The sequence below is a fragment of the Gaoshiqia sp. US2 genome (assembly GCF_059705485.1).
In genome coordinates this window covers 3,778,389-3,791,774 of record NZ_AP048550.1, presented here as the reverse complement: position 1 = coordinate 3,791,774, position 13,386 = coordinate 3,778,389, and the positions used below count along the sequence as shown (strand labels likewise).

The following is a 13,386-nucleotide window of genomic DNA, read 5'->3' as shown; positions in this document are numbered from 1 at the left end:
AACGGCTGAGTATTGTACCTGAGAATTTAATTTTGGCAGTAATTCTTGATTCCGGTAGACTGAGATATACTTCAAGTCTACCGGAATATTTCTGTCTTAATCAACACGTAGTTTAATATGAACAAAAATAAAAATACGGTAGATCGTCAATCTGATCTGCATAGAACAACAAGCCCTTGTAAGGGGGTTGTAATCGCTTTTTTCTCTGCTTTACTGTTTTTATCGGGTAGCGCCTACGGACAGAAATTGCAATTGAATGATCTGGAATATTTTGAAACTAAGGGCTTGAATGTGCTGGTATTCAGCAACGAATACAATGGTATGTTTTTCGACGAGAAAACAGCCGGCATCGAAATTATTCATCACGGAGTAAGAACTTCGACCGGAGGAGCGATCCGGCTTCAGGATACTCCGGAGCAATGGGATTTGGTTCCTTCGCTTGTGAGTCGCACAGTTGATCAGGAGAATAACACGATACAAGTTGAATTGAGATACGAAGCGTTGGATTTCAATTCAAAGATCGGTGTTACGCCTAAAAACGGCGGGATCGAGATACATGTCTGTCTCGATAAACCACTCCCAGATGAGCTTGCAGGAAAAGCAGGTTTTAACCTTGAATTTCTCCCGGCTTCTTATTTTGAAAAGACTTACCTGGTGGACGGCAAGCCTGGTTTATTTCCAAAATATCCTTCCGGCAATACGAAAGTTGAACCTGCATATAAAAAAATTTCCCAGTTCGAAGGTCACACAACCTTTGACGACCGGGGACGCGACGAATTTATCGTTCCCCTCCCTCTGGCTTCAGGCCATACGATTGTTTTAGCCCCTGAAGATCCGGAGCGTTACGTTAAAATTCAGTCGGAAGATGAAATCAGGCTGTTTGATGGACGTAACCTGGCACAAAACGGATGGTTTGTTGTGCGAAGCCTGCTTCCGTCAGGCAAAACCGGAAAAGTACTGACCTGGTACCTCGAACCCAATGCCATGCCGGATTGGATAAGGACACCGGTTGTTGGGTTCTCACAGGTGGGGTATGTTCCTGACCAGGAAAAAGTCGCCGTCATCGAACTGGATAAAAATGATATTCCCTTAAAAACGGCATCAATCGTTAAAGTTACCGAAGATGGAACATATGTCGAAGTGTTTAAAGGCAAAGTCGTTGAATGGGGTGATTACCTGCGCTACAACTACTCGAAATTTGATTTCAGTGCGGTAACAGAAGCTGGAATCTATTGTGTTCAGTACGGTGATCAAAAAACGAACATTTTCCCGATTGGGCCGGATGTGTACGCCGATACCTGGCATCCGACCCTTGATGTATGGTTCCCGGTTCAAATGGATCACATGCAGGTGAACGAAGCCTATCGCCTCTGGCATGGCGAGCCGTATAAAGATGATTGTCTGCAGGCGCCAACCAATCATCAGCATTTCGACGGATATTCGCAGGGGCCGACAACAGACACGAAGTACAAACCACTTGAACGGATTCCCGGAATGGCTGTTGGCGGTTGGTTTGATGCCGGAGACTTCGACATTCAGACCGGTTCGCACAACAGCGTTATTTCCAGTTTTGTCGAACTATGGGAGGAATTTAACGTGCAACGGGATCAAACATACATCGATCAGAAAACCCGCTATGTTGATATTCATCGCCCCGACGGACACCCCGATATTTTACAGCAAATTGAACATGGAGTTCTGAACCTGGTTGCGCAGGTTGAAAATATCGGTCACCCGGTCCGCGGAATTATTGTCCCGAAACTCCACCAATACCATCACCTGGGAGACGCTTCCACTGAAACGGATAACCTTCCGTATAATCCGAATCTAAAGCCGTACGAAACCGATGGCGTATCGAGCGGCACCCCCGACGATCGCTGGGCGTTTACTAACCGCAGTTCCTTTTTGGATTACCAGACCGCAGCAAGCCTGGCCGCAGCAAGCAGAGCATTGAAGGGCTATAACGATGAACTTGCGGATAAGTGCCTGACTTATGCAGAAAAACTGTTGGAAGAAGCAGATGAAGCCATGAAGAATTCCGGCAATGATTCCGACGAACCCTGGATGAGATTGATGGCCAGAGGTGCAGATTTGAACACGGTACTTCAATTGTACATGACCACGAAAGACAAGAAATACTTGGACCGTTTTGAGGGAAGGATTTGGACCTTACTTGATCAATCCGGTCAGGAGCGCGATTTTGGTCAGATGTTTTTTGCGGGCAGAGGCCTTAATCCTGCCTTGAAAGCAATACCGTATATGGATGATTCGTACAAGGCTAAATTGGAGAGCTATATCATTAAATACAAAGAATCGATAGCGGAAATGGAGAAAAATAATCCCTATGGTTTACCGATATCGCGCAGTGGTTGGGGCGGAAGCGGAATGATTGTTAACGCGGCCATTTCCAGCTATTACGCGCACAAAGCTTTCCCCGAAATTATTGATAAGGAACATGTTTTTCGAGGGCTAAACTTTATTTTTGGTTGTCACCCCTATTCAAACATTTCATTTGTCAATGCCGTTGGAACCCGCTCCAAAAAGGTTGCCTATGGAATTAACCGCGCTGATTTTACGACTATTGCCGGAGGAATCGTACCGGGATTGCTGTTGCTGAAACCGGATTTTCCCGAAAATAAAGATGATTGGCCGTTTTTGTGGGGCGAAAATGAAGTTACCATTGGCGGCTCTGCCGAATATATGGTTCTGGTGAATGCGGTCCTTAATCTTATTAAATAAGGAAGCACATGTTGAATTTCTAAGTTGTGAACGATGGGGCATTCTCTTTCTGACGGATATTCTTTTCAGATATTAAATATCAACGGTGCAATTATCCAAACTTTAAAATCATATATCTAAAATTGAAATTCATCGATACGTTAAGGCCCTAACTTTACACAGAATAACCTTAGGGTTCATTTTGTTCAGGTACATACAATCTGTTTGGTGTGTGGCGTATGAACAATTGAATTTTATACATGGTATTTTGTCCTCATTCTTTGTATGCGCAGGATAATATAGTATTTGTGTGTTACCAATAAAACTAACTTAAAATAACTATGAAACACATCGTTCTTTCCGCTTATTTTCTTTTGCTGTTTGGTCTGACTGCTTATTCGCAGGGCGAAGTTGAACAAGCCCCGCAAGGCTTTGACCTGATCCGTGAAGATATTCTGCAGGGGAAAATCGACACCATTGTTTATGTCTCAAAAACCGTTGGGACCAATCGAAAAGCGTTGGTTTATACTCCTCCCGGTTTCTCAGAAAATGAAAAATACCCCGTACTTTATTTATTGCACGGTATTGGAGGCGACGAAAAGGAATGGCTCAACGGCGGCCAACCCCAGGTGATCCTCGATAATCTTTATGCTGATAAGAACGCGGAGCCGATGATCGTGGTCATGCCCAATGGCCGCGCCATGGAAGATGACCGGGCTAGCGGAAATATTATGGCGGCGGATAAGGTGCAGGCGTTTGCCGCATTTGAGCAAGATTTGCTTGATGACCTGATTCCTTTCGTGGAGAAAAATTATCCGGTAGTCAAAGACCGCGAACAGCACGCTATTGCCGGTTTATCAATGGGGGGAGGGCAGTCGCTCAACTTCGGTTTGGGCAATCCCGACCAGTTTGCCTGGGTGGGTGGTTTTTCTTCGGCGCCCAATACCAAAGTGCCTGAAGAACTGGTGCCCAATCCCGATGAAGCGAAGAAGCAACTGAAATTGTTATATATTTCATGCGGCGACCAGGATAATCTGATCCGGTTTAGCAGTCGCACCCATGATTATTTGCAGGCAAACCAGGTTCCTCATATTTATCACATAATTCCGGGCGGACATCACGATTTCAAAGTATGGAAGGATGGCCTGTACAATTTTGCGCAACTGCTGTTTAAATGATATGATGCTCAGTATTAATTATGAAAACAATTTTTTTCGGCATAACAAGAGGGCTGTTTTTTTTAATATGCGTGTTTTGCACAGTAAAAGCTTCCGCCCAACAATACCCTTTCCAAAACCCGGCTCTCAGTTTCGAAGAACGGGCCAACGATTTGATTTCGCGGTTGACTCTTGAAGAAAAAGCAGCCTTGATGTGCGATCAAAGCGATGCCATACCCCGTTTGGGAATCCGCAAATTCAACTGGTGGAGCGAAGCGTTGCACGGCTACGCCAACAACGACAGCGTAACGGTATTTCCCGAGCCTGTTGGCATGGCCGCCTCGTTCAATGATGAATTGTTGTTTCATATTTACGAGGCGGTATCGGACGAAGGTCGCGCCAAATACCACCAATGGCTGAGAAGGGGGAATGAGAACAAACGTTTTCTGAGCCTTTCGGTGTGGACGCCCAATGTGAATATTTTTCGCGATCCGCGTTGGGGGCGTGGGCAGGAAACTTATGGCGAAGATCCGTACCTCACTTCACGCATGGGTATTCAGGTGGTAAAAGGTTTGCAGGGTCCTGCCGATGCCAAATACCGAAAATTGCTGGCCTGTGCCAAACATTATGCCGTGCACTCGGGCCCCGAATGGAGCCGTCACGAACTGAACCTCAACGATGTGAACCCCCGCGAATTGTATGAAACGTACATGCCCGCCTTCAAAGCTTTGGTTCAGGAAGCCGACGTACGCCAGGTGATGTGCGCTTACCAACGTCTGGATGATGAACCTTGTTGCGGAAGTACCCGGCTGTTGCAGCGTATTTTGCGCGACGAGTGGGGCTTTAAACACCTGGTGGTGTCTGATTGTGGCGCCATCACCGACTTTTACACCACGCACAAAGTATCGTCAACCCCGGTTCATGCTGCATCGAAAGGTGTACTGGCCGGAACCGACGTGGAATGCGTCTGGGACAACTATCCTTATAAAACATTGCCTGAAGCCGTTGAGCGGGACCTAATCAAAGACGAAGTTATTGACAAAAGCCTGATGCGTGTGCTGATTGGCCGTTTCGAACTGGGTGATTTCGACGACGATGCCCTGGTGCCCTGGGCGCAAATACCTGAATCAGTTCTCAACAGTGAAAAGCACCGGAAACTTGCCTGCGAAATGGCTCAGCAGTCGATGACCCTGCTTCAAAATAACAACAACATTTTGCCCTTGTCGAAATCTGCTAAGAAAATTGCGGTGATCGGACCGAATGCTGACGATCAGGAGATGCTTTGGGGCAACTACAATGGCACGCCCATTCATACCATTAGCATTCTGGATGGGATCAAAACGAAACTTCCTGAAAATAAAATCTTCTACGACAAAGCTTGCAATCTGGTGGAGGACAAAGTGACACAGAGCTATTTTTCGCAACTGTCGTTCGAAGGGAAACAAGGGTTCAAAGCTACTTATTGGAACAATCCTGAACGAGAGGGCAAGGCGGTGATTTTGCAGCAAATCACAAGTCCCATCAAAAAAACTACTGCCGGCCAGCACGAGTTTGCTTCGGGCGTGAAACTCGAAGGCTTCTCGGCCTTGTTCGAAGCTGAATTTACGCCCAAAACGTCAGAAGAGTTGGTGTTTAAAGGCGGGGCAACCGGTTATTTCGAGTTGATTGTTAATGGTGAATCATTGCAACGCTACAACAACTGGCGAACCCTTCCGGCTCGTATGCCTTTAAAAGTTGAAGCAGGGAAAAAATACAAAATCGAAATCCGATATGCACAGCTTAACAACTGGCAGGCCAACATCGAGCTTGATTTCGGCAAAGAAGTGGATGTCGATTATACCGCTCTCATTAATCAATTGAAAGGTATTGAGACGGTTGTGTTTGTGGGCGGCCTTTCGGGTAAGCTCGAAGGTGAGGAGATGCCCGTTTCGTTCCCCGGATTTAAAGGTGGCGACCGCACCAATATAGAACTTCCTTCGGTTCAGCGCAATTGCCTGAAAGCGTTAAAAGCTGCCGGTAAAAAGGTAATTTTTGTAAACTGCTCGGGCTCGGCCATTGCTCTGGCGCCCGAAACCGAAAGCTGCGATGCCATCCTTCAGGCCTGGTATGCGGGCGAAATGGGCGGACAAGCTGTTGCCGATGTGCTTTTTGGCGATCATAACCCTTCCGGAAAACTTCCCATAACATTCTATAAAAATTCAGATAGTTTGGACGATTTCGAAGATTACTCGATGAAGGGGCGCACCTACCGCTACACAACCGATTGCCTTTTCCCATTCGGTTTTGGTTTGAGCTATACCAATTTCGAAATTGGCAATGCCACCATCAGTAAAACTATGATCAAAGCCAATGAAACGCTACAATTGACCATCCCTGTAAAAAATACCGGCAAACGCGACGGTACAGAGATCGTGCAGGTTTATGTGCGCAAAGTAAACGATCTTGAAGGCCCGCTAAAAACTTTGCGCGGTTTTCAACGGGTGGAAGTTGCCCCCGGAAAATCAAAGCAAACAACCATTGAACTTGCTCCTTCATCATTTGAATTTTACGATTGGGCCCAGCGGAACATGGCAGTTACACCCGGCGAGTATGAAGTGTATTATGGGAATAGTTCCGATACGAAAGATTTAAAATATTTAACGGTGAAGATTCAATAATGCTTCTTCAATATCATTTATAGTTCAGCCTGATTAATCATCAACTAATATTCTTAAAAATGAAAAACGCTATTCTAACTTCTTTATTAACAGTATTGTGTGTTGTTGCGCTTTTACCTTTGAATGCGCAAGTGGTTGACGACTTTAAACCATCTCCGGTTAACCAACCTGGAAGCGAGTATCCCCAGGTAAATTCGGAGGGTCGTGTGCGTACCCAAATTTTGGCGCCCGATGCCAACTATGTCCGGCTCGACATTGGCGGAGTGAAATACGATTTGGTAAAAGATGAAAACGGGCTGTGGACCGGCGAATCAGCCCCGCAAGACGTAGGTTTTCACTATTACCAGTTGAACATCGACGGCGCTTCGGTGCCCGATCCCGGCAGCCTTTTCTTTTTCGGTGCTTGCCGTTGGGGAAGCGGTATCGAGGTGCCTTCCGGCGATCAGGATATTTTTGCTATGAAAGACGTTCCCCACGGCCATGTACACGAAATTTATTTCCCTTCGGAAAGTACCAAAACCGATCGGCGGGCTTTTGTGTACACCCCTCCCGGTTACGAAAAATCGTCGGAACGGTACCCGGTGCTGTACCTTCAGCACGGCTATTGCGAAAATGAAACTTCGTGGCCCGTTCAGGGGCGTGCCAACTTCATCATGGACAACCTGATTGCGGAAGGAAAAGCCAAGCCCTTCATCATTGTAATGACATACGGAATGACCAATGAGATCAAATTCGGAGGACTGCGCGATTTCGATATCAAACCATTTCAGACGGTCCTGATTGATGAATTGATTCCATACATTGACGCTAATTTCAGGACGTTGGCCAACCAATCGAATCGTGCCATGGCCGGCCTTTCGATGGGAGGTTTTGAAACACGGCTGGTTACGTTGAACAGGCCCGATGTATTTTCATATTATGGCTTGTTTAGCGGTGGTGTTTATAAGCCGGAAGAAATCGAAGGACATAACAAATTGAAACTGATCTTCCTGAGTTGTGGAAGTAAAGAACGTCCGGAAGGTGTAAAAAGTGCTGTGGCCGATCTGCAAAACGCCGGGATTAAAGCTGAATTATACATTTCGGAAGGAACGGCCCATGAATTTCATACCTGGCGACGCAGTTTGCACCAGCTTGCCCAGTTGCTTTTTAAGTAGTTAAATCTTCAGAATAGCATGATGAATAGGAAACAAATAATGCTGATGGCGGCAGTCGTCGTTTGGGCGCTGGGCAGCGTCGGTTTTGCTCAAACCACACAAGTGACCGAAGATTTTAAACCGTCGGAAGTCAACCAACCCGGGAAGCTATATCCCCAGGTGAACTCCGAAGGCCGCGTACGTACACAAATTTCGGCTCCCGAAGCCAGGTTGGTACAGCTTGACATTGGTGGTGTAAAATACGACATGATGAAAGATACCAGTGGAATTTGGATCGGCGAATCGGCCCCGCAAGACGAAGGTTTTCACTATTATCAGCTCAATATCGACGGCGCATCTGTTCCTGATCCCGGCACCAACTATTTTTATGGTGCCGGCCGATGGGGCAGTGGCATAGAAATCCCGGCGCACGACCGCGGGTTTTATGAACTAAAAGATGTGCCGCACGGGCTGCTGAGCGAAAATATTTATTGTTCAAAAATCACCGGATTATGGCGACGCTGTTTTGTGTACACACCACCAGGCTACGAACAAGACACAAACAAACGTTACCCGGTTCTTTACCTTCAGCATGGGAGTTTTGAAGACGAAACCGGATGGTCGCAGCAAGGCAAAGCTAACCTGATTCTCGATAATTTGATAGCAGAAAAAAAAGCCGTTCCCATGATCATTGTGATGGACAACGGCTATGCTTTTAAGCCGGATGAAGAAAAGGTAGTGCGTAATCCAAGCCGGCCGGCCATGGTCTTTGAAGAGGTGATGATGCAGGAGATCATCCCGATGATTGATGCCCGGTTCCGCACGTTGAGCGACCGCGATCACCGCGCCATTGCAGGCCTTTCGATGGGCGCTAACCAAACCATGCGCATTGCGATGGCCAATCTTGATCAATTTGCTTATTACGGTGGTTTTAGCGGCACGGCAAATTATCCGGCTTCGGAAAAAATTGATGTCGAAACATTTCTGAACGGCGCATTCAAAAACGGTAAAAAGGTAGATGAGCAATTAAAAGTACTGTGGCTTGGAGTGGGCACCAAAGAGCCTGAAGTTTTTCCAAAGTCCATTGGCGCTTTTCGCGATATGCTCAACAAACAAGGAATTGAACACGTGTTTTATGAATCGCCGGAAACAGCCCATGAATGGCAGACCTGGCGACGCAGTCTTTATCAATACGCACAGTTGCTTTTTCAGGACTGAAAAACCGAATTTGACAGCAAATGAACCACATGATGAATAAACACAGCTTTCTAACAGTCGTTTTAGCAATTGGATATAGCTTAATCTCAGCGCCCGGCAGCGCGCAACAAGCGAATGTCAATCTCGACTATCACCCCCAGAAAAACACCGAAGGCTTAATTCCTTTCAGTGCGGCCGTGAATTCGCCCGAAGTGAACGACGACCGGACGGTTACTTTTCGTTTAAAGGCACCCGATGCGAAAAAAGTTGAATTACCTGCGGGGGCCATTCATACCGCGCTTGACAAGGGGCGCGAGCCACTTCCTTTTGTGAAAGGAGAGGACGGCATCTGGACTTTGACCATTGGCCCGTTGCCTGTTGACATGTATGCCTACCATTTGTTGGTTGACGGTGTTCAGATTGCCGATCCGAATAATACCTGCGCTGCTTTTACGGCGATGCCGCCATACAGTCAGCTGGTGGTACACGGAGATGGGCCAGCATATTACGATGCTCAAAATGTACCACACGGCAATGTAACCCGGCACGTTTACCATTCCGAAGTTACTCAAGGTGAACGTGAATTGTACGTTTATACACCTCCCGGGTACGATCTGAAGAAAAAATATCCGGTTTTGTATTTACTGGGCGGAAGTGGCGAACTTCCATCGAACTGGATGTACGATGGGCGCGTAAATTTTATCATGGACAACCTGTTGGCCGAAGGGAAAGCCAAACCCATGATTATTGTCCTTCCCAACAACCAGGTAATTCACCGGAATCATCCTCAACACGCCGAACTCACTTTCGATATTTTTGAAAAAGAACTTCGGGAACATGTCATTCCGCTGGTTGACAAGACTTACCGTACCATTCAATCGCCTCAGGGAAGAGCCATTTCGGGTTTGTCGATGGGTGGCCGCCACAGCATGTTTATTGGCTTCCGCTCGCTCGGTTTGTTCGCCAATTTTGGCATCCTCAGTGCCGGCGATACCAATCCTGAAGTTTCACTGAAAGATTTTCTGAACGATCCGAAAATTAATGACAAAGTTGATTACCTGTTCGTTGGACAGGGGACAAAAGAAGCCCAGGGTTTTTTTAATCAGCGGTGCCAGGCACTGCATGAAGCCTTAGATCACCATAAAATTGAACACGAATATTACATTGGCGGGCATGGTGGCCACGACTGGAGTACCTGGCGGCACCTGTTGTATTTCCGCTTCCTGCCAAACCTTTGGCAAAAAAATAAACAATAAATGAATATCAAATGAAACAAATCAGCTTTCTGCTTATTGCAATGCTTACATTCGTTATAGCTGCTTGCACAAAGCAACAGCCCGGTCTTGTCCAGGTTGAAGGTGGTTGGATACAGGGTACAGTTACCGAAGATTTGACCATTTACAAGGGAATCCCTTTTGCGGCACCGCCGGTGGGCGATTTGCGCTGGAAAGCTCCCCAGCCTGTTGAACCCTGGGAAGGTGTGACGCAAACCACCGAATATGCACCCGCACCTATGCAAGGCGGAAATCCTGCATCGGGCAAGAGTGAAGATTGTCTTTACCTGAACGTGTGGACTCCGGCAAAATCCCCGAAAGAAAAACTACCTGTTTTGGTCTGGATTTATGGCGGCGGATTCAGCTTTGGTTCTACCTCCGATCCCGTTCATAACGGCGAACATCTGGCCCGTAAAGGCGTGGTGCTGGTGAGCATTGCTTACCGTGTGGGGCAACTCGGTTTTCTGGCGCATCCCGAACTGAGCGCCGAAAGCCCCAATGGTGTTTCAGGCAACTACGGTTTGCTTGATCAGATTGCCGGCCTGCAATGGATCCAAAACAATGTATCGGCTTTTGGCGGCGACCCCGGTAATGTGACCATCTTTGGTGAATCGGCCGGCGGAATTGCAGTGAGTATGCTGTGCGCTTCGCCGTTGGCCAAAGGTTTGTTCCACGGTGCTATTTCGCAAAGCGGCGGCTCGTTTGGGCCGACACGTACCACTACCTTTCCGGGCGAAAATATGAAAACCTTGGAACAGGCCGAGCGTGATGGAGTTGCCTATCTCAACAATTTTGGACTCTCGTCTATCGCAGAGCTTCGGAACCTTGAAGCTGAAAAACTGATACCTCAGGGATGGACAATGCCCGGCGGCTGGCCCATTGTTGACGGTTACGTCATCCCCGATGACCAGTACCAATTGTATTTGGAAGGAAAATATAACGACGTCCCTGTCCTGATCGGCTATAACTCCGACGAAGGTTTAAGCTTTCCATCCGGCCGTACACCCGAAGAATATCTGGCCGGGGTTGAACGCAGGTTCGGTCCTTTTGCCGATTTATTAACAGGAGCTTATCAGGTTGGCGAAAACAGTGTGACCCGGTCGGCCCGCAACCTGATGCGCGATGCAGCGTTTGGCTGGCATACCTGGAGTTGGGCAAGGCTTCAATCAAAAACCGGAAAGTCAGAGGTGTATTATTACTATTTCGACCAGCACCCCGTGCATCCGGAAGATTCGCCACAGTTTGATCATGGAACGCCGCACGGTGTCGATGTGCCATACGTGTTTATGCACATCAATCCTCAAAGTCCGCAGATCAGTGAGTCGGATTTGGCCATTTCGGAAATCATGGGTACCTACTGGACCAACTTTGCCAAATATGGCCACCCAAATGGCGAAGGAGTGCCTGAATGGCCGGCATTTAGCGATGCTAATCCGGTGGTAATGTACCTTGGGCCCGACGCCCGTTTAGGGCCGGTTCCCGATGAAGCTTCTCTTAAGATAATAGACAAATATTTTGAGTGGCGGCGTTCATCCGAAGGGAAAGAATGGGCTCAGTAGTTTAATGAAATCACCTGTAATTTTTTGCGATATGAAGTTTAAATTATTCATTTTTATGGTGTTCTTGCTGCCAGCTAGTTACACCTATTCTCAAGATCCCAATTTTCATATATACTTGTGTTTTGGCCAATCGAATATGGCCGGAGCGGCCCGTGCTGAAGCACAAGATTCCGTGGTAGGCTCACGCTTTCAAATGATGAGCGCGATGGATTGCCCGGATAAAGGACGAAAAATGGGTAACTGGTACACGGCAACACCACCCATTTGCGACTGTAACGCAGGGATCTCGCCGGCTGACTACTTTGGCCGCACCCTGGTTGCCAATCTACCCGAAAACATCAGGGTTGGAGTTATTAATGTTTCGGTTGGTGGTTGTCGTATCGAGTTGTTCGATAAGGAAAACTACCAATCGTATGTTGAAACCGTGCCCGACTGGATGCTCAACTGGATCAAAAATTATGGTGAAAATCCGTATGGAAGGCTTGTTGAAATGGCCAAACTGGCACAGAAAGATGGTGTTATCAAAGGCATTTTGATGCATCAGGGCGAGTCAAATCCAAACGATACCTTGTGGACACAAAAGGTGAAGGAGATTTACGACAACCTGCTGTCCGACCTGAACCTCAACCCACTGCAAACGCCCTTGTTGGCCGGAGAGTTGTTAAGTGCCGAATTTAATGGCAGGTGTGCCGGGTTTAACCGGTTTATCGCTCAATTGCCCGATGTTATTCCAAACGCCCATGTTATTTCATCTGAAGGATGTCCGGGGATGCCTGACGGACTTCATTTTACATCAGAAGGTTATCGTGTATTGGGAAGAAGGTACGGGGAAAAGATGCTCTCATTACTCAGGAAAAATCAATTAATACCGACTCAAAGAATTGTTGAAGATGGTGGAACAGGAGTTTATAGCGCCATTATGTACACCGATAGCTCTTTACCGACTCATACCATATTCCGCCCTGAAGACCTGAGCGTTTTTGGGGAGGGAAATAAGTTGCCAATTATAGCTTGGGGCAATGGGGCTTGTGCCAATTCGCCATGGGAACACATCAACTTTTTGTCGGAAGTGGCCTCGCACGGCTTTCTGACGATTGCCATTGGGCCGATGCCGCAGGAAGGGGAACGTGGCAGCGGGAGATCAACTTCTTCCCAATTGCTGGACGCCATTGACTGGGCAATTGCGCAAAACAGCGACGAGTCAAGTGTTCTGTATCAAAAAATCGATACTTCGAAAATAGCGGTCAGTGGTATGTCGTGTGGTGGTTTACAAACGCTCGAAGTAGCGCCCGACCCACGCGTGACCACCGCGGTTGTGTGTAATAGCGGCATATTGGGTAACCCAGGAGGCGGAATGCCGGGTATGCCTGGTTTAAAAAAAGAACACCTGGTGAAGTTGCACACCCCAACACTCTATTTGCTCGGGGGCGAAACAGATATTGCTTACAATAACGGAATGGACGACTATAACCGACTTAACCATGTTCCGGTATTTGTTGCAAACATGGACGTTGGTCATGGTGGAACCTACGGTCAGCCCCATGGTGGCGAGTTTGCAAAAGTGGCAACAGCCTGGTTTAAATGGCAATTGAAGGGTGATCATGAAGCCGGTCAATTGTTTACCGGGAATCCTTGCCAGCTTTCCCAATCAACCATTTGGAAAGTTGATAAGAAGAATTTGCCATAGATTA

8 protein-coding genes are annotated in these 13,386 nt (G+C 47.3%); all 8 read left to right on the top strand.

All coding sequences use genetic code 11. From position 1 onward, the window contains the following. Window positions 1-117 precede the first annotated feature (117 nt). The 8 genes from AC6H3C_RS15195 (at window position 118) to AC6H3C_RS15160 (ending at window position 13,382) form a co-directional block, all read left to right on the top strand. A complete protein-coding gene (locus tag AC6H3C_RS15195) occupies window positions 118-2,739 on the top strand; it encodes a glycoside hydrolase family 9 protein (RefSeq protein ID WP_497516254.1) in 2,622 nt (873 codons plus the stop codon). Between the two features lie 320 nt (window positions 2,740-3,059). Continuing rightward, on the top strand, window positions 3,060-3,896 hold the full coding sequence (locus tag AC6H3C_RS15190) for an alpha/beta hydrolase (protein WP_497516253.1): 837 nt from the start codon (window positions 3,060-3,062) through the stop codon (window positions 3,894-3,896). 20 nt (window positions 3,897-3,916) lie between these two features. Further along, on the top strand, window positions 3,917-6,532 hold the full coding sequence (gene xyl3A / locus AC6H3C_RS15185) for a xylan 1,4-beta-xylosidase (RefSeq protein WP_497516252.1): 2,616 nt from the start codon (window positions 3,917-3,919) through the stop codon (window positions 6,530-6,532). A gap of 59 nt (window positions 6,533-6,591) precedes the next feature. Further along, window positions 6,592-7,686 (top strand): alpha/beta hydrolase-fold protein, encoded by a 1,095-nt coding sequence (locus AC6H3C_RS15180; protein WP_497516251.1) that lies wholly within the window; start codon window positions 6,592-6,594, stop codon window positions 7,684-7,686. An 18-nt stretch (window positions 7,687-7,704) separates the two neighbouring features. Beyond that, window positions 7,705-8,883: an alpha/beta hydrolase-fold protein gene (locus AC6H3C_RS15175; protein WP_497516250.1), complete on the top strand. Its 1,179-nt coding sequence runs from the start codon at window positions 7,705-7,707 to the stop codon at window positions 8,881-8,883. 29 nt (window positions 8,884-8,912) lie between these two features. Continuing rightward, a complete protein-coding gene (locus AC6H3C_RS15170) occupies window positions 8,913-10,118 on the top strand; it encodes an alpha/beta hydrolase-fold protein (protein WP_497516249.1) in 1,206 nt (401 codons plus the stop codon). A gap of 11 nt (window positions 10,119-10,129) precedes the next feature. Next, window positions 10,130-11,695 carry a carboxylesterase/lipase family protein gene (locus AC6H3C_RS15165; protein WP_497516248.1) on the top strand — a complete coding sequence of 522 codons (1,566 nt, stop codon included), beginning with the start codon at window positions 10,130-10,132 and terminating at the stop codon, window positions 11,693-11,695. Window positions 11,696-11,726: 31 nt separating this feature from the next. Continuing rightward, complete coding sequence (locus tag AC6H3C_RS15160) at window positions 11,727-13,382, top strand: sialate O-acetylesterase (protein ID WP_497516247.1); 1,656 nt, start codon at window positions 11,727-11,729, stop codon at window positions 13,380-13,382. Window positions 13,383-13,386 lie beyond the last annotated feature (4 nt).